The following is a 19,138-nucleotide window of genomic DNA, read 5'->3' on the forward strand; positions in this document are numbered from 1 at the left end:
CTCGGAATCCGCAACGCAGCCGACACCTGAGGTGCTGGGCGCCGCTCGGCCGTATCCTCGCCGCCTTGCCGTCGCGCGCCAGAGATCGAGCACTGCCCGCGGCGCTGGGCGTGCTCGCGTTCGTCATCGCGCTCGCGCAGCGGCCCGGGTGGGCGTCGTCGGACACGAAGATCGACCTGCACGTCGATCCCGCGGGGTTCTTGGCGGACGTGGCGAGCGCGTGGTCGTCGACCGGGGACCTCGGGCACGTGCAGGGCGGGCAGTACGGGGGCTACCTGTTCCCGATGGGGCCGTTCTTCGCCGCGCTGCACGGGCTCGGGGTGAGCGCGTGGTTGACGCAGCGGCTGTGGCTCGGGGCGATCCTCGCGCTCGCCGCGTGGGGGGCCGTGCGCCTGATGGACGAGCTCACCGGCCGGCCGCGCGGCATCGCGCACGCGACTGCGGGCTTCCTCATCCTGCTCAACCCGTACGTGGTCGTGTTCAGCGCCCGCACGACGGTCACGCTGCTCGGGTACGCGGCGCTGCCGTGGCTCCTCGTCGCGGTCAAGCGCGGGATCAGAGCCAACCCGACCTGGTGGGCGGCCGCGTTCGCGCTGATCGTGACCGCGTCAGGCGGCGGGGTGAACGCGGCGGTGACGGCGTGGATGCTCGTCGGACCGCTGCTGTTGGCCCTCTACGAGCGCTGGATCGGCGCGACGACCACGAACGCGATCGTGAGGTTCGCGTGGCGCACGGCGCTGCTCACCGCGCTGGTCTCGGCGTGGTGGGTGGTGCCGCTGCTCGTCCAGTCCCGATTCGGGGTGGACTTCCTGCGCTTCACCGAGCAGCCGGGGACGATCTGGAGCACGACGAGCCTGCCGGAGTCGCTGCGGCTGATGGGCTACTGGATCTCGTACCTGGGCGTGGGGTACGGCGGGACGCTGCGGCCGTACTTCGGCGACGGCGGGGTGATGCTGTTCTCGCTGCCGGTCGTCATCGCCGGGCTGCTCGTCCCGGCGCTCGCGCTGACCGGCTTCGCATGGACGCGCAAGCACCCGTACGCGCCGTTCGCCCTCTTGCTCGTGCTGACAGGGCTGCTGATCATGGCGGCCGGTTTCCCGGAGGGGACGCCGCTGCGCAAGGCGTCGAACTTCACGTACAACCACTTCGTTCCGGTGCAGTTCCTGCGCACGACGTACAAGGCAGGACCGCTGGTGGTGATGGGCGTCGCCGTCCTCGGCGGCCTAGCGGCGCAACGCATCCCGAGGCGCGCGCTGCTCGCCGCGGCGCTCGTCCTGCCCCTCGTCGCGAGTTGGCCGCTGATCCGCGGCCGGGGCGTCGACGACCAGCTCCTGTGGAAGGAGATCCCCGCGGCCTGGCGCGACGCCGTGGCGCAGCTCGACGCCGACGGCGGCGGACGCGCCGTCGTCCTGCCCGGCCAGCTCTACGCCTACTACGACTGGGGCGGCACGATCGACCCGATCCTCCCGGTCCTGACCGACGAGCCGGTCGCGACCCGCAACGCGGTCGGGTACGCCGACCTGCGGGCGACGGACCTGCTGTGGACCGTCGACGCGCTCGTCCAGCAGCGGCGGGCGCTGCCGGGGCAACTCGACCCGCTGCTCGACCTGCTCGGCGCCCGCACCGTCCTGCAGGGCGCCGACGAGGACCGGACCCGCAGCGGCGCGACCCCGCCCGCGGAGGCCGCGGACGTCCTCACGCAGCTCGGCGCGCCGACAAAGACGTATGGTGCCGACGAACCGCGGCCGCGCGCCGCGGGCACGCTCGGCGACCCCGTCGACCTTCCCGAGGTCCGCGCCTGGGAACGACCCACCGCTCCCGGCCTGGTCCGGGTCGAGGCTCCCGAGCCTTCGACGGTCATCGACGGCTCGGCCGAAGGGCTCGCCAACGCCGACACCCCGCTGCAGGACGTCGCCTACGCCGCGGACCTCACCGCGCAGCAGCTCCGCGGAGCCGGCCAGGTCGTGATCACCGACTCGAATCGTCGCCGCGTGCTCGTCCCGTCCCGGCTGGTCCAGAACGCAGGCCGGGTGCTCGCGGCGGACGAGGAGCCGTCCGTCGACGCCGCCGTGCTCGACCCGTTCGGCATCGGCCCCGACGCGCAGACCGTCGCCGTCTACGGCGGCGGGATCAGAGGCGTCAGCGCGCCGTCCTCCCCCGGCTATCCGCAGTTCCCGGAGAACCGGCCGTTCGCGGCGCTCGACGGCGACCCCGCCACGCACTGGCAGGCGGACCGCGCACTGACGCCCGACCGCCACGTCCTCACGGTCACCTTCGATCACCCCCGCGACGTCCCGTACGTCGACCTCGAGCCCTACGACGACTCGCGGGTGCGGGTCACGGCGGTGGAGATCGCGGGCCGGCGATACGCGGTGCGCGAGGGGGAGAACCGACTGCGCGTCGATCTCCACGACGTCGGCGCCTTGAGTGTCCGGATCGTGGTCGAGCAGGACCCCGGCCCGACCATCACGGCCGGCATCCGCGAGCTGCGCATCCCGGGCATCCACGCGACCGAGGCGCTGCGCCCGCCGGTCATCGCCGAACGCGCGCTGCGCGGTACGGACATCCCGCTCAGCTACGTCTTCCAGCGCACCACGGGCGACGACCCGTTCCGCAGGGATCCCTGGCACGGCGCGTCGAGCAGCGCCCTCGTGCGCGACCGCGCCGACGGCGAACGCGGGCTCGAGCGGGTCTTCTCGCCCCCGACCGCGCGCACCTGGAGGCTCGACGGCTGGGCGACCGTCGCGCCCGACGCGCCCGACTCCGCGATCGACGCGCTGGTCGGCTTGGACGAGCGGTTCGAGTCCTCCGCGCGGTTCCAGGGCCGCCCGGAGTTCCGCGCCTCGAGCGCGTTCGACGGCACGCCCCGCCCGTGGATCGGGTCCTGGCAGGACGGCCGGAGCGTGTGGATCGAGTGGGAGCAGTCGAAGCCGGCGAGCGAGTTCAGGCTCGACGCTGTGCCGGGCGTCCGGCGGCCGACGCGGGTGCGGGTGGGCGAGGCGACGGTCGACGTCGCCGACGGCGCCGTGCGGCTGCCGGCGCCGGTCTCCGGCCGCGTCCGGCTCGAGATCCTCCGCTCCGCGTTCCCGCCGGGGACACCAGGACAACAGCGGCAGCGTCGCGCGGTCGGGATCGCCGAGATCCACGGCGGCCCGACCGTCAGCGTGCCGCGCGCCGGGACGTTGCCCCACGGCTGCGAGCTCACGGTCACGATCGGTGGCCGGAGGGTCGGCTTGCGGGTGGAGGGCAGCGTCGAGGACCTCGACGCGGGCCGCCCGCTGCGGGCCACGGGCTGCGGCGCGGTCGATCTGCCGGCGGGGGAGACACGGCTGTCCGCGCGGGCCGGGACGTTCACGCCGTACGTGCTGCGGTTGCGCTCGGGAACCGCCACACCGGCGGCCGCGCCCGGCCGGGTCGTGTCCGCCGGAACCGCGACCCGCGGCGGCCGCAAGGACGTCCGCCTCGCCCTGGCCGGTCCGGCCCGGCTCGTCCTCGCGGAGAGCTTCACGCGTGGCCGCCGCGCGAGCTGCGACGGCCACGACCTCGGCGAGCCCGAGGTGGGCGACGCGTTCGGCACCGCCTGGCGCGTCCCTGCGACGTGCCGGAACGTGACGATCACGTTCGCGCCGAACCGGCTGGTGACCGTGGGCTACGGGGTGTCCGCGCTGGTGGCGGCGTTCCTGCTCGTGGTGCTCCTGGCCGGGCGGCGCCGAGTGACGCGGGCCGGCGACGGCGCGGCGGCGCGACCGAACGAGGTGAGCCGGTTTCGTCAGGGCACGCCAGACGAAACCGGCTCACCCGGAATGTCGGTGCGCAGGGCGGCGCTGGTGTCCGTGGTCGTGGGGCTCGGGTTGGGGTTCGTGTTCGCGGCGCGGGCCGTCCCGCTGTTCGCGCTCGGCACGTTCTTCGTCCTGTATCGCGGCGTCACCGCGGAGCAGCTCGCGCTCGCCGGCGGGGCGGTGCTGGCGGTCGCCGTTCCCGTCCTCACGCTGATCATCCGGCCCGAGGATCGGGGCGGCTACAACCCGGAGTACGCGATCGACCGGATCGCGGTCCACTGGGTGACGGTGGCGGGGATCGCGCTGTTCGTGCTCGCGCTCAGTAGGGCCACGGGGCGTCCGGCGCGAGGCCGAGCCGCTCCGCCCACCGACGACGCCCCGCCACGACCAGCACCTTGATCGCCACGTTGCGCGCGAACCACGGCAGCTCGCGCACGTGCGCCATGAGCTGGTGGCGCGCGGGCTCGCGCCGGTACTCGGCCAAGCTGCCGGTCCGCCCGACGTAGCGCCACTCGCCCGACAGGCACACGGCGAACAGGGCGAGCGTCACGCCGATCGAGGAGAACGCGTCATGGACGAGCATCGTCCCGCCCGGCACGACCCGCCCGCCCCACTGCACGAGGTCCGCGCGCGCAGGGCCGAAGCGGTGCGCCCCGTCGACGTACAGCAACGAGATCGGGCCGACCACATCCTCCAGCGCGTCCGCGGAGAACTTGCGCACGTGCCGCACGCGATCCTCGACGCCCGCGGCGCGGAGGTTCGCGTGGAACGCGTCGAAGTCGGCGTCGCCCCGCGCGGCGTCGGCGGCGATCTCCTGCGGCCCGCGGTCGGACCCGGCGTGCGGGTCGATGGCGGTCACGGGCGTCTCGGACGCGAGCACCACCGTCGACTTCCCGCGAAACGACCCGATCTCCACGGCCGTGCCGGACGACCGCGCGGCGGCGGACCGCAGGCGCGCCGCCTGCGCGTCCGTGAGCCACCCCTCGATCAAGGCGCGGGGACCGGCCGGCGGCCCGGCTTGAGCCCGATCGCCAGCACCGACAGCGCCGCCGCGGCCTGCAGCGCCAACACGCAGGCGGCGAACACGACCAGCGACTTCGAGCCGATCGTGCTCAACAGCGCGAGCTCCGCCACCGCGACGACCGCCAGCGCCGGCAGGAAGGCGACCCGTCCCAGAGCGAGCATGTACTGGACGCCCAGATACCCCACCGCGAGCAGCGTCATCGCGCACCCGAGCACGAACAGCGCATCCGACGCGACCACGGCCTCCGAGCCGAACGCCAGCCGCAGCACGGTCGACGGGAAGAGCCCGTAGACGATCAGCATCGGGACGGCGACGGCGGCCACGACGCCCAGCGCACGCGCCAGCACCGGCCGCGGGTCCTGCCCGTGGCGTGCCGCGCGCGTCGCTTCCGGCAGCAGGTACAGGCCGATGCCGATCGCCACCCACACGACCGCCTTGGCGGCGACGGCGGCCGCCGCGTACGCGCCCGCGGCGTCGCCGCCGATCTGGCGCTTGACCAGGATCACGTCGACGTTCTGCAGCAGTGCGACCAGGAACAGCCCGACGACGGCGGGCCAGGCGCCGCCGACGAGGTCCCGCAACCGGCGGGCGGCCGCGCCCGGGGCGGGCGTACCGAGCCGCGCGCGCGAGATCCACCACAGACCGAACGCGGTGGCCGCGAGCGACAGGGGCGTCCCGAAGTACGCGCCGGTCACGCCCATGCCGACTCCGACGAGCAGCAGCCCGAACGCGAGCCGCCCCGCAGCCTCGAGCACGATCGACCACGCCACGGGCTTGTACGTGTGCGCGCCCTGCAGCGCGCCGCGTTCGAGCGACAGGAGCAGCCACAGCACGGCCGTGGGCGCCGCCGCGGCCGCGGCCCACTGCTCGGGCACCGAGATCAGATCCGCGATCGGCTCGCGCAGCAGCACGGCGCACGCCGTCACCGCCACACCCACGAGCAACAGCCGTTTTCGCCAGGTCGCCAGGGTCGCCGCGAGGCGTGGACCCTCGCCGAGCCGGCCCAGAGCGATCTCGCGCGCCACCGCGACCTGCACGGCCGAGCCCGGCACGGACAGGATCACGAACGTCGAGACCAGCGCGGCGAGCGAGCCGTAGTCGGTCGCGCCCAGGAGCCGGGCGAACAGCACCGTGAAGACGAGTGCGAGCGCATTGTTGGCCATCGTCGCCGAGGCCATGCCCGCGGCCTTCAAGGTCTCCGACCGGCCGAGCACCTCGCGCACGCGCACGGGGGTGCGCGCCGACGCCTCGGTCAAGAGGTCCGCGGACTCCCGCGCCGTGCGCTCCCAGGTGAACGAGGCCGCACGCGACCGCGCCGCCTCTCCCATGCGCGAGCGCAGATCGTCATCGGCCACGAGCCGCTGCACGGCTGCGGTCAGCCCGGGCCCGTCGTCGGCGAGGAGCCCGGTCGACCCGTCGACGATCGACTCGGGCAGGCCGCCGATCCGGATCGCCGCGCTCGGGGTCCCGCACGTGGCGGCCTCCATCACGGTCAGGCACCAGCCCTCGGCCGAGGAAGCGGTGAGGTTCACCCACGCCTGCGTATACAGCTCGGCCTTGCGGGCCTCGCTCACGTGCCCGTGCAGCACGACCCGATCAGACAGCCCGCGCGCTTCGATCTCCGCCTCCAGCGCGGGCCGGTGGTCGCCCTCGCCCGCGATGTCCAGGACCGCGCCGGGAATCCCCTCGAGCACGTCGAGCAGCAGCTCGATGCGCTTGTAGCGCTTCAGGCGGCCCAGATACAGGAGCCGCGGGGTCGAGGACCGCGAGACGGACACGGGCGGGAACGGGACCACACCGAGATAACCCACGTGGACGTCTTCCGGTGCGACCCCGAGCGCGGTGATGTCGCTCTTGGCGGACTCGGAGATCGTCAGGAACGGCGCGCCGCCGTACAGGAGCTTGAGCGGGAGCGTCTCGGCCAGCACCGCCGCGACGGCGCCCTTGCGGCCGAGCTCGGTCACGTAGTGGTCGCGGTGGATGTGGTGCACGAGCGTCACCCGCGGCTTGCGGCACCACAGCGGCGTCAGGAACGTGATCCCGTTGACGACCTCGAGGACGACGTCGGCATCGTGCGCGAGCCCACGCCGCACCGCCCACGCGGCGCGAGGGAAGACCGTCACGCGCGAGCCCATGTGGTGCAGCTCGAGGCCTGGAGCGGGACGCGAGACCGGCTCGGCGCCCTCGTACGTGCCCGCCACGACCGTCACGCGATAGCCCCAGTCGAGCCAGAACGCGACCTGCCCGAACAGGTTCGCGCCGGTCCCGCCGCCTTGCGGGTGGGTCCAGTCGCGGTCGGTCAACAGCAGGATGTGCCGCATTGCCGCTGGGACCCTAGCCGAGCCCGCGGTCTACACTGCCCCGCTGATGCCGCTCGGACCGCGACTGCGGCGAGGCCTTGTCGCAGGCGTAGCCGCCCTCGCCCTTGTTCCCTCCTCCGCCGCAGCGCAAGGCGCGGGCGACGATCAGTACTCGGATCCGTTCGGGTCCGACCAGGAGGCAGCGACGCCGACGCCGACCCCGCGCGCTCCCGCCGCCACGGCCACGCCCGCGCCCGCGCAGGCGGCCGCAACACCCGCTCCGAGCCAGCCCGGCCCCGCCGCGACGCCCGCACCCCCGGGTCCGAGCCTGCCGTACACGGGGCTCGAGGACTGGCTGCCCGCCGCCGGCGGCGCGCTGCTGTTGGGCGCCGGCCTCACGCTTCGTGCCCGGCTTCGTGCTGACGAGCGGTCCTGAAGCCACCGAAGCCGCCGGGGCGGAGCTCGCCGCCCGTCTGAAGCCCGGCGACGTCGTGCTGGTCTCCGGCGATCTGGGGGCGGGAAAGACGACGTTCGTGCGCGGCGCGCTCCGAAGTCTGGGCGTGACCGGTCCCATCACTTCGCCCACTTTCGTGGTTGGTCACCTGCACACAGGGCTTACGGGTCCCCTCGCGCACCTCGACCTGTATAGGCTCGCCGGAATGGGAAGTGAGGATCCGGGGCTGCTCGACGAGTTCTTCCGCGAGGACACGATCGCGTTCGTGGAGTGGCCCGAAAACGCTCTCGACGCCTTCCCGGCGGCTCGCGTGGCGGCGCGGGTCCATCTCGCGCACGCAGGCGGGGACGACCGGAGGATCAGCATCGAATGAATCGCGGCGTCATCGTCGGCATCGACACGGCCACCTCCGCCACCTCCGTCGCGGTGCTGGTCCCGGGCGGGCGTGAGGTCGAGCGGCGCGACGATCCGGCGCGCGAGGAACGTCCTCGCCACGCCGAGATGCTGCAGTCGCTGCTCGAGCAGGCGCTGGCGCAGGCCGAAGTGTCCTGGGACGACGTCGCGCGCATCTGCGTCGGCACCGGCCCGGGCGGGTTCACCGGCCTGCGGCTCGGGATCTCGACCGCCCGCGCGCTCTCGCAGGGCCACGATCTCCCCGTCGTCGGCGTCTCCAGCCTGGAGGCGCTCGCGCGGGGGATCGAGCTCGTCAGCGCGAAGGAGCTGGACCTCCCGGGGCATCCCGACCTGCACGGCCCGGTGCTGGCGATGATCGACGCCCGCCGCGGGGAGGTCTTCGCCGCCAGCTATCGCCATCACCGCGAGACGATGGAGGCGATGGCGATCGCGCCGGCGGAGCTCGCCGAGCGCCTGGCCGCGCGCCGCGAGTGGGGGCGCAGCCCGATGCTGGCCATCGGGGACGGGGCGATACGCTTTCGAGCGGAGCTCGAGCATGCCGGAGTGGCGGTACCGAGCGACGGTTCCCGCGCCCACCGCGTCAGCGCGCTGATGGTCTGCCGGCTGGGGCGGGCGAGGGAGCCCGTCGACCGTGACGCCCTGCTCCCGGACTACCGCCGCGAGCCGGACGCCACGCCGCCCTAAGATCGACCGGGGGGCTGCCGCCCCCCGAGACCCCCCGCTCAGTGACCGCCCCGCCCGCCGCCGCCATAGAAGTCCGTCGCCTCACGTACGCGGACCTGCCCGACGTCGTCGCGATCGAGCGACGCGCCTTCACGAGCGCGTGGTCGCTGGCGATGTTCGTGCTCGAGCTGTCCAAGCCGTCGGGGATCTGCCTCGCGGCGGTGGTCGACGGTGAGCTCGCGGGCTATCTGATCTGCTCGCGCTACGACACGGTCTGGCACGTCATGAACGTCGCCGTGGACCCGACCAAGCGCCGGAAGGGGATCGCCACGGCGCTCCTGAACCGGGTGCTGGAGCGGGTCCACGACGACGCGCAGCTGACCCTCGAGGTCCGGCGCTCCAACGCGGGCGCGATCACTTTGTATGAGAGCTTCGGCTTCCGCAGCGCGGGCGTCCGGCGGCGCTACTACGCCGACAACGGGGAGGACGCGCTGATCATGTGGCGCACCCCAGGAACGCTCCGCGGCACCCTCGACGACGTTCCAGGCACATGATCCTCGCGATCGAGACCTCCTGCGACGACACGTGCGCCGCCGTCATCACGCGTGCGGGCGAGATCCGTTCCAACGTGGTCAGCTCGCAGGCCGTGCACGGGCGCTTCGGCGGTGTCGTGCCGGAATGGGCGTCACGTCATCACCTCGAGAACGTCAATGCGATCGTGGACCTGGCGTTGAACGAGGCGGGCGCGTCGCTGGACGACGCGGAGCTGATCGCCGTGACCCAAGGCCCCGGGCTCGTGGGCGCGCTGCTGATCGGGGTCGCGACGGCGAAGGGCCTGGCCGCGTCGAGACGGCTCCCGCTGGCCGCCGTCGATCACCTGCAGGGCCACGTGGCGGCGAACTTCCTCGAAGGCGGCTTCGAACCACCGTTCATCTGCCTCTTGGCCAGCGGTGGCCATACGTTGTTGACACGTGTAACTGACCACGCGGGCTATGAGGTCCTCGGGCAGACGCTCGACGACGCGGCCGGCGAGGCGTTCGACAAGGGCGCGCGGCTGCTCGGCCTCGGGTATCCAGGCGGGCCGGCGCTGTCGAAGCTCGCGCTGGAGGGAGACCCGAAGGCGTTCGCGTTTCCCACCGGCGCTCGCGTCGCGGGGCTGGACTTCTCGTTCGCGGGCTTGAAGACCGCACTGCTCTACAAGGTCCGCGACCTCGGACCGGAGGAGACCTCGCGGCGCGCCGCCGACCTGGCGGCATCGTACGAGCACGCGATCGTCGAGGCGCTGATCGCGCGGACGACCCGCGCGCTGGAGGCCGAGGACGAGCCGCGCCTGGCGATCGGCGGCGGCGTCGCCGCCAACCGCCTGCTGCGCGAACGCGCGCAAGCGATCGGCGTCCCGGTCCACGTCCCACCGCACGCGCTCTGCACCGACAACGCCGCGATGATCGCCTCCGCCGCCCGCTGGGTCGAGCCGCAGCCCTTCCCGGACTACCTCGCGCTCGACGCGTACGCGACCCGCCGCGCCGCCTGACGTGTCCGCGGAGGACGAGGGCGGCGAGGCCGCGCCGCGCGACCCGCGCGCGGGCGAGGGCGAGACGCGGGCGGGCGAGGAAGCGGCGGCGGCCGGCGCCGCGGACGCGGGCGGCGAGGCGCGGCCGAGCGCGGACGCGGCGCCGGGCGGTGAGGCGCCGGCGGGCGGTGCACCTCCGGCGGGCGACGCGTCGCCGGCGGGTGGCGAGGCCACCGCGCCGGGCGATGGGGCCGCGCGGCCGGGCCTCTGGCGGCGCCTCCCAACGTGGGCCAAGGGCGCGGCCGGGCTCGTGGTCGTCGCCGTCGTCGCGCTCCTGGTGGTGGTCTTCACGACCGGCGGCGCCGGGCCGATTCCCGGTGTGCAGCCGCCGCCGGGGAGCCTCGCGGACCCCGTTCCCTACGACGGGCGCAGTCCGATCCTCGTCGCGGAGACCGAGCAGCGGGTCCTGATCCAGTTGCAGCGGCCGCCGCTCGGGGAGCTCGCGAACGCGCGGGCGATGGGGGCGGACGCGCAGATCCGGGAGATCAAGTCGCTCAAGCGCGAGCAGATCGCGCTCCGCGGGGCGTTGGAGGCACGCGGCGTGCGGCTCGGCGACGTCGTCTCCTTCTACCGGGTGTGGAACGGGTTCGCCGCGACCGTGAAGACGAGTGACATCCCGCAGCTGTCCTATCCGGGCTCGCAGGTGCGCTCGGTCCGGCGTCTCTTTCCCGCCTCGAGCGAGCCGGTGAGCGTGCCCGGCGCGAGCCCGGTCAAGCCCGCCGGCCTCGAGCGCACACCGCCGATCGCCGTCCTCGACACCGGCGTCGACGCCAAGCAGCTGAACGAGCACGCGGACCCCGGCTACGACGCCGTCGACCGCGACCGCGACCCCAAGCCCGGCAGCCTCAACGGCCGCACGGAGACCTCGGGGACAGCGCTCGCGGGCGTCGTCGCGGCGCTCGGGCAACGCGTGCTGCCGATCCGGATCGCCTCCTACCGCGCGGTCGGCGGCCAGGTCGAGGCGCAATCGACCACCGACGAGCTGCTGGCCGGGATCGAGCACGCCGTCGACCCCAACGGCGACGGCGACACCTCAGACCACGTCCCGATCGTCCTCGTCGGCGTCAACTCGCCCTACGCCGGTTTCACCACCTCTCCCGAGGCCGAGGCGGTCAAGGGCGCCGAAGGCCTCGGCACGCTGATCGTCGCCCCCACGGGCAACGAAGGCGCGGCGGCGCCGGGAAGCGGGACCATCGGCTCGCCCGCCTCGGCCCGCGACAGCCTCGCCGTCGGCGCGCTGAGCGGGGACGAGCCGCAGCCCCGCACGAAGCTCACCCTCGACGGCGAGCACATCGCGGACGCCGCCGTGCTCGCTGGCGACCCGCCGCCGAACGGTCAGACCGCCGGCCCCGTCAGCGCGACCGACACGGCGGCGCTCGGCGAGTCCCTCACCCGCATCCGCGGCAAGGTCGTGATCGTCGAGGCCGGCGCGAACCCCGCCGCGCAAGCGGCGGCCGCGGCGGCCGTCGGCGCCAAGGCCGTCGTGATCGCCAGACCGCAGGACACGCCGCTGCCCGCGCTCAGCGCCGGCCGCGCCGCGGCGCCGGTGATCGGCGTCACCGGCGAGCCGGCGAAGCAGCTCCTCGAAGCGAAGCCGGACACGAGCATCGCGTTCGGCGACACCGAGCGCGGGCCCACATCCGACGCGCCGCAACAGCCCCGGATCTCCCCGAACACCTCGCAGGGCCCGACCGCGGGCGGCCTTCCGAAGCCCGATCTCGCGGCCAAGGGCAGCGCGCTGAGCGTCGGCACCGACGGCAAGACCGTCGTCGTCGGCGGCACCGCCGTCGCCGCGGCCAAGGTCGCGGTCAAGGCGGCCGAGCTCGTCGACAAGCGGCCCGACCTCACACCCGCCCAGCTGCGCGAGCAGCTGATCGCCGCCGGCAAGCCACAGGATCTCCCGCCGGACCGCACCGGCGCGGGGGAGGCGTCGAGCGACTTCGGCCCGATCACCGCCGATCCGCCGAGCGCCGTCTCGGGCCCGCTCGACCCGGTCGAGGTCAACCTCGCCACCACGGTGAGCGGCCAGGTGACGTTCAAGACGGCCAAGGCGACCGTGCAGCCGCCGACGGCCTCGCTTGTCGCCGGCACCCCGACGACGGTCAACGTCCGCCTCACCGAGCCCGGCACGGTCTTCGGGCGGCTGGAGGTCCACCAAGGCAACGCGATCACGGCCTCGGTCCCCTGGCTGGTGCGCCCTGACGAGGTCGACCCGGTGACCGTCGGCGCGCTCAAGGTCACCGGCGGGCGTCGGGTGCGGTTCACGCTCGGCTCGTTCAAGCGCGGCGAGCAGACCGAGATCCAGGTCGCGGAGAAGCTGGTCCTGGACCTGGTCGACGCCGACGACAGGATCCTCCGCACCCTGACGGTCAAGGGCGGCGCCCACGACCTCATGCCCGCCGAGTACGCGTACGCGATCCCCCGCGCGCAACTCCCCGCCCGCGACTACGCGTTCCGGGTGCGGGCGTGGGCGCCGCGGCAAACCGATCCGACCGTCCAGAAGAGCGACCTGATCCGCCGGTGACGACGGTCACGCTGTACTCGCGACCCGGCTGCCACCTCTGCGAGGAGGCGCGCGCGGTCCTCGACCGGCTGCGGGCGAACACGCCCTTCGATGTCGAGGAGATCGACATCGAAGGCGATGACGTCCTACACGCCCGCTATCTGACTCGGATCCCCGTCGTCGCGATCGACGGCGAGGAGTTGTTCGACTACACCATCGACGAGGAGGCCCTGATCCGGCGCATTCTCTATCGTGAGGGCAGATGAGTTTCGGCGACGTCGCCACCAAGACCGGCGGCGGCAGCCAGCAGGGCGATGGCGGGCTGGGTCCGCTTTCCGACCGCCTTTCGCTCGGCGTGGCCGCCCGCCTCTCGCGCTACCTCCAGGTCCTCACCCAAGCCCGCAAGATGGGTAAGGAGACGATCTCCTCGCAGGAGCTGTCGGAGTACACGCACGTCAACTCGACACAGATCCGGCGGGATCTGAGCGGCTTCGGCAAGTTCGGCAAGCGCGGGGTCGGCTACAACGTCGACAGCCTCGTCAGCCAGATCCGCAAGATCCTGCGCACCAGCGGGCAGCACAACATCGCGCTGTTCGGCGCCGGTCACCTGGGCAAGGCGATCGCGTCCAGCGACATCTTCGCCGACCACGGCTTCCGCGTGGTCGCGATCTTCGACCCCGACCCGGCAAAGCTGGGGGAGAAGGTCGGCCCCGCCTCGGTCCGGCATCCGGACGACCTGAAGACGATCGTCGAGGAGGAGGACATCGTCGTGGGTGTGCTCGCGGTCCCGACCGCCGCCGCCCAGGCGCTCGCCGACAAGCTGGTCGACGCCGGCGTGAAGATCATCTTCAATTACTCCGAAGCGCTGCTGCAGGTGCCGCCTGAGGTCACGGTCCACACGTCCAGCCCGGCGGTGGACCTGCTGTACGCGCTCTACTTCTACCTGACCTGAGGCCCATGGATCTGGACGCTGCCCGCGAGGTCTTCGAGACCTCCCAGGACCTGACGGTCGGAATCGAGGAGGAGTGGGGCCTCGTCGATCCGCAGTCGCTCGAGCTCATCCCGAAGTTCGAGGACATGAAGGCGGACGGGCTCTCCGACGACGTCCTGCGCGACGCGATCGCGGGCGAGCTGATCTCCTCCGAGATCGAGATCCGCTCCGGGCGCGGGGAGGACGTCCAGCACGCGCTCAAGCTCCAGCGCGAGGCGCGCCGGCGCCTCTTCGCGCTGGCCGACAAGCACGGCGTCGCGCTGGCCTCGACCGGCACCCACCCGCTGTCGGACTACCGCAATCAGCACATCATCGACACCGAGCACTACCGCCGGGTCCAGGACGGCCTGCAGTACGTCGCGCGGCGCAACAACACGTTCGCGCTGCAGGTGCACGTCGGCATCCAGGGCGGCGACCGCGCGATCAAGGTCTGCGACCGGCTGCGCCCCGTGCTGCCGACGCTGCTCGCGATCAGCGCGAACTCGCCCTACGTCGACGGCCAGGACTCCGGCCTGCACTCGGCCCGCACGCAGACGTTCACGAAGTCCTTCCCCCGCTGCGGCATCCCGGACGTCTACGGGAGCTGGCAGAACTGGCAGGACTACGTGCAACTGCTCCTGGATACGAACTCGATCGTGGAGTTCACCCAGCTGTGGTGGTCGGTGCGCGCGCACCACTCGTTCGGGACGATCGAGGTCCGGATCTGCGACGCGCAGACGACCGGGACCGAGGCCGACGGGCTGGTCGAGCTGATCGTGGCGTGCGTCGCCCAGGCGTTGCGCGAGGTGGACGCGGGTGAGACGCCCCGCGACCTTCCCGGCCACGTGATCGAGGAGAACATGTGGCGCGCGCTGCGCTACGGGCAGGACGGCAAGCTGCTCGACCTCGAAGGGCCGAAGATCGAGGAGTTCCCCGCGGCCGAAGCGCTCGACCGGCTGCGCGCCTGGACCGGCGCGGACATCGCGCTCCCCGAGCTCAACGGCGCCCAGCGTCAGCGCCGGATGATCGACGCCGGTCACACTCCCTACGAGGTCTTCAAGCAGTGCGTCGAGGAGACGCGCGCGACGTATACGGAGAAGGTTCAATGACCCAGCCGCCTCAGCGAGAGTTCACCGAAGAGGAGATCCGGCAGATCGAGGCCGAGATGGAGCGCCTCCAGGTCGACGATGTCCTCCTGCAGACGCTCGTGACGCTCATCAACCTGGGCGCCCGCAAGGCCGGTCTGGCCACGCCTCCGGGCGAGGACGGTCCGAAGGCCGACCTTGAGCAGACCAAGCAGGCGATCGAGGGCGCCCGAGCGCTCATCCCGCTGCTCGAGCCGCGCCACGGACAGGACCTCGGACAGGTCAAGGCCGCGCTCTCGCAGCTCCAGATGGCCTATGTCCGCCTTTCCGGCGCAACGCCGCCGGCGGCCGCGCCAGAGCAGGAAAAGCCCGAAGGACCGGGTCCGGCGCAATCGTCCGGACGCCTTTGGGTCCCCGGTCAGTAGACGCGCGGTAGACTCCCGCCCCTCCGACGACGGCCGCCCTTGGCCGTCGTTTCGCGTTGTCAGAGTCCAGAGAGGTCTTCTTGTCCAGTTTCCTGTCCGACCACGGCGCATTGCTCGCCGTCGTCTGCGCGTTGCTCGCCGTGGCGTACGGCGTGGTGACGACGCGATCGTTGCTGGCGCTGTCGCCGGGCAACGAGACCATGCAGCGTCTGTCCGCGGCCGTGCAGGAGGGCGCGCAGGCGTACCTGCGGCGCCAGTACACGACGATCGGCATCGTCGGCGTCGTCCTGTTCATCGCGCTGATCCCGCTCCAGAACATCGAGGTCGCGATCGGGTTCGCGATCGGCGGCCTGGCCTCCGCGGCCGCCGGCTTCATCGGCATGAACGTGTCGGTGCGCGCCAACGCCCGCGTCGCCGAGGCGGCCCGTGGCGGCATCGGCCCGGCGCTCGACGTCGCCTTCCGCGGCGGCGCCGTCACCGGCCTGCTCGTGGTGGGTCTCGCCCTGCTGGGCGTCGCCGGCTACTACGGGATCCTCACCTGGATCTTCGACGTCGAGACCAAGGAGGCCGTGGACGCGCTCATCGGCCTCGGCTTCGGCGGTTCGCTGATCTCCGTCTTCGCCCGTCTGGGCGGCGGCATCTTCACCAAGGGCGCCGACGTCGGCGCCGACATCGTGGGCAAGATCGAAGCCGGCATCCCGGAGGACGATCCCCGCAACCCGGCCGTGATCGCCGACAACGTGGGCGACAACGTCGGCGACTGCGCCGGCATGGCGGCCGACCTCTTCGAGACCTACGCCGTGACCGCGGTCGCCGTGATGCTCCTCGGCGTCCTGACGTTCCCGAACGACATCGCGGTCGTGCTCTTCCCGCTGGTCGTCGGCGCCGTCGCGATCATCGCGTCGATCATCGGCACCTTCGCCGTCAAGGGCTCCAACGTCGAGCGCGCGCTCTACCAGGGCGTGATCCTCGCCGGCATCATCGCCGCGATCCTCTTCATCCCGGTGACCAACTGGATGATGGACGACCTGCCCGGCGCGGACGCCCCGGCCTGGACCGACATCTACTTCTGCTCGCTGATCGGCCTCGCGGTCACCGGCGCGCTGTTCGTCATCACCGACTACTACACGTCGACGCGCTTCGCGCCGGTGAAGTCGACGGCCCGCGCCTCCGAGACCGGCCACGCGACCAACATCATCCAGGGCCTCGCGATGGGCCTGCAGGCCACGGCCGCCCCGGCGATCGTGATCGTGCTCGCGATCTGGGGCGCGGATGAGCTCGCCGGCATCTACGGCATCGCCGTCGCCGTGATGGCGCAGCTCTCGCTCTGCGGCCTGATCGTCGCGCTCGACGCGTTCGGCCCGATCACCGACAACGCCGGCGGCATCGCCGAGATGGCGAACATGCCCGAGGAGGTCCGCAACGTCACGGACCCGCTCGACGCCGTCGGCAACACCACCAAGGCCGTCACCAAGGGCTACGCGATCGGCTCGGCCGCACTCGCCGCCCTCGTGCTCTTCGCCGCGTTCAAGATCGAGCTGCAGGCGGAGCTCGGCAAGCCGGTCGCGTTCCTGCTCGACGACCCGCACGTCCTCATGGGCCTGCTGATCGGCGGCATGATGGTCTGCCTGTTCGCGTCGCTGTCGATGTCCGCCGTCGGCCGCGCCGGTGGCGCGGTCGTGGAGGAGGTCCGCCGCCAGTTCCGCGAGCACCCGGGGATCATGGACGGCACCGAGCAGCCCGAGTACGGCCAGTGCGTCGACATCGTCACCAAGGCCGCCCAGCGCGAGATGATCATCCCGTCGCTGATCCCGATCGTGATCACGCTGGTCGTCGGCATCCTGAGCGACACCATGCTCGGCGGCCTGCTGATCGGCGTCATCGTCGTCGGTCTGTTCTTCGCCGTGCTGATGACGTCCGGCGGCGGCGCGTGGGACAACGCGAAGAAGCTCATCGAGGACGGCGCCCACGGCGGCAAGGGCTCTGAGGCCCACGCCGCGTCGGTCACCGGCGACACCGTCGGCGACCCGTTCAAGGACACCGCCGGCCCGGCCATCAACCCGATGATCAAGGTGGCGAACATCGTCGCCCTGCTGATCATCCCGCTGATCGCGTAAAGGCCGTCAGCGCGTAGTCCGTGTCCATGTATTCGCGGACGGTCGTGATCCGGCCGTCCGCGAGCGTGAACAGGGCCGCGCAGCGGTTCTCATAGGGCTCGCCGTCGGTGAGGCGGGCCCGCGAGGTCCATTCCAGGGCGACGCGGTCGCCCTCAGCGGTCAGGCTGGTCACCTCGACGCGCGGCTCATCGAGCAGGCTCCGGGCGCGCCCGAAGAAGTCGTTCATGATCGCGTCCCGGCCCTCCCAGGTCCCGGAGAGCGGGAGCCGGCCGGCGAGCGTCCAGGTCGCGTGTGCGGCGAAGAATCCGGCGATGTCGTCGCCGCGCTGGAGGGCCTCGACGTAGCGTTCGATCGTCTCGCGGTTGGTCATGCCCTCGACCGTACGGCGGGTCGTCGCGGGGCGGAAAGACCGGTTCGGTCTGACTTCAGAGCCAGCCGAGGTCTCTGGCGATCTCGCCTGCCGCGTCGATGAAGCGCTGGGTCGCCGGCGTGCGGTTCAGCGGGCGGGCGAGGAGGTGGACGTCGAGCGTCGTTCCGATAGGACGCCAGATGAGACCGGGCGCCGAGGCCGACTCGCCGACGATCGCGACCGCCTCACCCGCCGCCACCGGCGTGAACCTCAGGTCCACCGCGACGGTGCGCTCGACCAGACGCGGCGGCGTGGGGAACAGCGCGAGAAGCGCGTCGTAGTGGCCAGGGTTCTGCGAGCGCGGGTGCACGAGCACGGGGTCCGCGATGTCGTCCAGCCGCACCTCGACGCGGGTGGCCAGCGGATGGTCGCGGGCCAGCAGGACGCCCTGCGGCTCACGGCGCAGCAGGATGCCATCGGCCGCGCAGCGGACGATCCCGGCGTCGAGCGTGCCGTTCTCGATGCGGCCGACGATCTCCGCCACGGGGAGCACCTCCGTGCGCACGTCGAGGTCCGGGAGGCGCTTGGCGAGCTCGGCGAGGAGCCGCGGCGCGGTCTCGTAGGCGGCGCTCGATCCGTACGCGAGCGTGAGCCTCCCGCGTTCCCCGCTCGCGAGGCGCTGGACGTCGCGCCAGAGCTCGTCGGCGGCGGCGAGCAGCGCCGGCGCCCGTTCGAGCAGCAACTCGCCCGCCTCGGTCAGCTCGACGTCATGGGTGGTGCGGTGCAGCAGCGGTGTCCCGAGCTCGTTCTCGAGCAGCCGGATCTGGCGGCTCAGCGCGGGTTGGGCCACGTGCAGCGTGGCCGCGGCGCGCGTGAAGTTGCGTTCCCGCGCGACCGCGACGAAGTAGCTGAGACGCCGGAGGTCAGGCGTCTTTGAGGACCTCGGCGGTGGCGACGACCGTGGCGAACTCGCCGTCGAGGTTCACCGCGGTGGTGTGGAAGATCTGGTCCGCGGTGAGGTCGCCGCGGTCGAACGTGTGCGTCGCGTCGATGACGAACCTGACGTCGTAGCCGAGGTTCCCGCCCATCCGCGCCGTGGTCTCGCAGCAGTGGTTCGTGGTGATCCCGCACAGCACGAGCTTCGTGATCCTGCGCGCCTGCAACCATTCGTGCAGATCCGGGTCGCCGTAGAAGCACGAGTTCGTGTGCTTGGAGATCAGCACGTCCGGCTCGCCCGTGACCACGTCCTTGAACGCGTTCCCGGGATTGTCCGGCCGCAGCGGCGACTGGTCCTCGTCGGAGTCATGGCGCACGAACACGACCGGCCGGTCGGTCTCCCGCCAGCGCGCCAGCAGCGCGGCGATGTTGGCCTCGCAGTCCGGGTTGTTGCGCGGACCCCAGTACTCCAGGTCGTCGAACCCCTTCTGCACGTCGATCACGAGCAGAGCAGCCTTGGCGTCATCGGTCACCGCCCCATCATGACGC

General features: G+C 72.4%; 17 protein-coding genes and 1 pseudogene. 12 read left to right on the top strand and 6 right to left on the bottom strand.

Translation table 11 applies throughout. From position 1 onward, the window contains the following. The first annotated feature begins 65 nt into the window (after window positions 1-65). On the top strand, window positions 66-4,178 hold the full coding sequence (locus tag G569_RS0131365) for an alpha-(1->3)-arabinofuranosyltransferase domain-containing protein (RefSeq protein WP_084285835.1): 4,113 nt from the start codon (window positions 66-68) through the stop codon (window positions 4,176-4,178). On the opposite strand, the gene G569_RS64140 is transcribed toward G569_RS0131365, so the two are convergent. Then, window positions 4,099-4,770, bottom strand: a complete 672-nt coding sequence (locus G569_RS64140) for a class I SAM-dependent methyltransferase (protein ID WP_053227244.1) — start codon at window positions 4,768-4,770, stop codon at window positions 4,099-4,101. The two genes, G569_RS0131365 and G569_RS64140, sit on opposite strands and share 80 nt — an antisense overlap. Continuing rightward, window positions 4,767-7,124, bottom strand: coding sequence for a glycosyltransferase (locus G569_RS0131375; protein ID WP_028066350.1), 2,358 nt, complete (start codon window positions 7,122-7,124; stop codon window positions 4,767-4,769). Before G569_RS0131375 ends, G569_RS64140 begins: the two co-directional genes overlap by 4 nt. A gap of 46 nt (window positions 7,125-7,170) precedes the next feature. Here G569_RS0131375 and G569_RS64865 point away from each other — a divergent pair, with 46 nt between their 5' ends. From G569_RS64865 to G569_RS0131425, 11 genes are all read left to right on the top strand, one after another. Further along, the gene (locus G569_RS64865; protein ID WP_211233140.1) at window positions 7,171-7,539 is read left to right on the top strand and encodes a hypothetical protein; all 369 of its coding nucleotides are present in this window, start codon (window positions 7,171-7,173) and stop codon (window positions 7,537-7,539) included. Further along, on the top strand, window positions 7,508-7,930 hold the full coding sequence (gene tsaE, locus G569_RS53140; RefSeq protein ID WP_037500385.1) for a tRNA (adenosine(37)-N6)-threonylcarbamoyltransferase complex ATPase subunit type 1 TsaE: 423 nt from the start codon (window positions 7,508-7,510) through the stop codon (window positions 7,928-7,930). Before G569_RS64865 ends, tsaE begins: the two co-directional genes overlap by 32 nt. Then, window positions 7,927-8,655 carry a tRNA (adenosine(37)-N6)-threonylcarbamoyltransferase complex dimerization subunit type 1 TsaB gene (gene tsaB, locus G569_RS53145; RefSeq protein ID WP_053227245.1) on the top strand — a complete coding sequence of 243 codons (729 nt, stop codon included), beginning with the start codon at window positions 7,927-7,929 and terminating at the stop codon, window positions 8,653-8,655. Before tsaE ends, tsaB begins: the two co-directional genes overlap by 4 nt. A gap of 41 nt (window positions 8,656-8,696) precedes the next feature. Then, on the top strand, window positions 8,697-9,188 hold the full coding sequence (gene rimI / locus G569_RS53150) for a ribosomal protein S18-alanine N-acetyltransferase (RefSeq protein ID WP_053227246.1): 492 nt from the start codon (window positions 8,697-8,699) through the stop codon (window positions 9,186-9,188). Next, window positions 9,185-10,165 carry a tRNA (adenosine(37)-N6)-threonylcarbamoyltransferase complex transferase subunit TsaD gene (gene tsaD, locus G569_RS0131395; RefSeq protein ID WP_028066351.1) on the top strand — a complete coding sequence of 327 codons (981 nt, stop codon included), beginning with the start codon at window positions 9,185-9,187 and terminating at the stop codon, window positions 10,163-10,165. The genes rimI and tsaD overlap by 4 nt, the downstream gene beginning before the upstream one ends. Window position 10,166: 1 nt before the next feature. Continuing rightward, window positions 10,167-12,728, top strand: a complete 2,562-nt coding sequence (locus G569_RS0131400; protein WP_028066352.1) for a S8 family serine peptidase — start codon at window positions 10,167-10,169, stop codon at window positions 12,726-12,728. After that, window positions 12,725-12,973 (top strand): glutaredoxin family protein, encoded by a 249-nt coding sequence (locus tag G569_RS0131405; RefSeq protein ID WP_037500388.1) that lies wholly within the window; start codon window positions 12,725-12,727, stop codon window positions 12,971-12,973. The genes G569_RS0131400 and G569_RS0131405 overlap by 4 nt, the downstream gene beginning before the upstream one ends. Then, entirely contained in the window at window positions 12,970-13,659 is a 690-nt protein-coding gene (locus tag G569_RS0131410) for a redox-sensing transcriptional repressor Rex (protein ID WP_053227247.1), read from the top strand. The genes G569_RS0131405 and G569_RS0131410 overlap by 4 nt, the downstream gene beginning before the upstream one ends. Before the next feature lie 5 nt (window positions 13,660-13,664). After that, window positions 13,665-14,786: a carboxylate-amine ligase gene (locus tag G569_RS0131415; RefSeq protein ID WP_037500391.1), complete on the top strand. Its 1,122-nt coding sequence runs from the start codon at window positions 13,665-13,667 to the stop codon at window positions 14,784-14,786. Continuing rightward, the gene (locus G569_RS0131420) at window positions 14,783-15,187 is read left to right on the top strand and encodes a hypothetical protein (RefSeq protein WP_028066356.1); all 405 of its coding nucleotides are present in this window, start codon (window positions 14,783-14,785) and stop codon (window positions 15,185-15,187) included. Before G569_RS0131415 ends, G569_RS0131420 begins: the two co-directional genes overlap by 4 nt. 80 nt (window positions 15,188-15,267) lie before the next feature. Continuing rightward, window positions 15,268-17,304, top strand: coding sequence for a sodium-translocating pyrophosphatase (locus G569_RS0131425; protein WP_028066357.1), 2,037 nt, complete (start codon window positions 15,268-15,270; stop codon window positions 17,302-17,304). Here G569_RS0131425 and G569_RS0131430 read toward each other — a convergent pair. The 4 genes and pseudogenes from G569_RS0131430 to G569_RS0131440 all read right to left on the bottom strand — a co-directional run bounded on the left by G569_RS0131430 (window position 17,285) and on the right by G569_RS0131440 (window position 19,122). After that, a complete protein-coding gene (locus G569_RS0131430) occupies window positions 17,285-17,674 on the bottom strand; it encodes a nuclear transport factor 2 family protein (protein ID WP_028066358.1) in 390 nt (129 codons plus the stop codon). The genes G569_RS0131425 and G569_RS0131430 overlap by 20 nt on opposite strands. A gap of 55 nt (window positions 17,675-17,729) precedes the next feature. Continuing rightward, window positions 17,730-18,395: a LysR family substrate-binding domain-containing protein gene (locus tag G569_RS53155; protein ID WP_245602629.1), complete on the bottom strand. Its 666-nt coding sequence runs from the start codon at window positions 18,393-18,395 to the stop codon at window positions 17,730-17,732. Window positions 18,396-18,407: 12 nt separating this feature from the next. Next, window positions 18,408-18,563 (bottom strand): annotated as a pseudogene (locus G569_RS66140) (helix-turn-helix domain-containing protein); the annotation flags it as partial. 13 nt (window positions 18,564-18,576) lie between these two features. Beyond that, on the bottom strand, window positions 18,577-19,122 hold the full coding sequence (locus G569_RS0131440) for a cysteine hydrolase family protein (protein ID WP_028066359.1): 546 nt from the start codon (window positions 19,120-19,122) through the stop codon (window positions 18,577-18,579). Window positions 19,123-19,138 lie beyond the last annotated feature (16 nt).

It is taken from the genome of Solirubrobacter soli DSM 22325 (assembly GCF_000423665.1).
Classification (GTDB): domain Bacteria; phylum Actinomycetota; class Thermoleophilia; order Solirubrobacterales; family Solirubrobacteraceae; genus Solirubrobacter; species Solirubrobacter soli.

What these genes read in the sequence shown, in the direction of transcription:
- tsaD (WP_028066351.1), top strand. Translation starts at nt 9,185, where the DNA reads ATGATCCTCGCGATCGAGACCTCCTGCGACGACACGTGCGCCGCCGTC.
- G569_RS0131415 (WP_037500391.1), top strand. Translation starts at nt 13,665, where the DNA reads ATGGATCTGGACGCTGCCCGCGAGGTCTTCGAGACCTCCCAGGACCTG.
- G569_RS0131430 (WP_028066358.1), bottom strand. Translation starts at nt 17,674, where the DNA reads ATGACCAACCGCGAGACGATCGAACGCTACGTCGAGGCCCTCCAGCGC.
- G569_RS0131375 (WP_028066350.1), bottom strand. Translation starts at nt 7,124, where the DNA reads ATGCGGCACATCCTGCTGTTGACCGACCGCGACTGGACCCACCCGCAA.
- G569_RS64865 (WP_211233140.1), top strand. Translation starts at nt 7,171, where the DNA reads ATGCCGCTCGGACCGCGACTGCGGCGAGGCCTTGTCGCAGGCGTAGCC.
- tsaB (WP_053227245.1), top strand. Translation starts at nt 7,927, where the DNA reads ATGAATCGCGGCGTCATCGTCGGCATCGACACGGCCACCTCCGCCACC.
- G569_RS0131410 (WP_053227247.1), top strand. Translation starts at nt 12,970, where the DNA reads ATGAGTTTCGGCGACGTCGCCACCAAGACCGGCGGCGGCAGCCAGCAG.
- G569_RS0131420 (WP_028066356.1), top strand. Translation starts at nt 14,783, where the DNA reads ATGACCCAGCCGCCTCAGCGAGAGTTCACCGAAGAGGAGATCCGGCAG.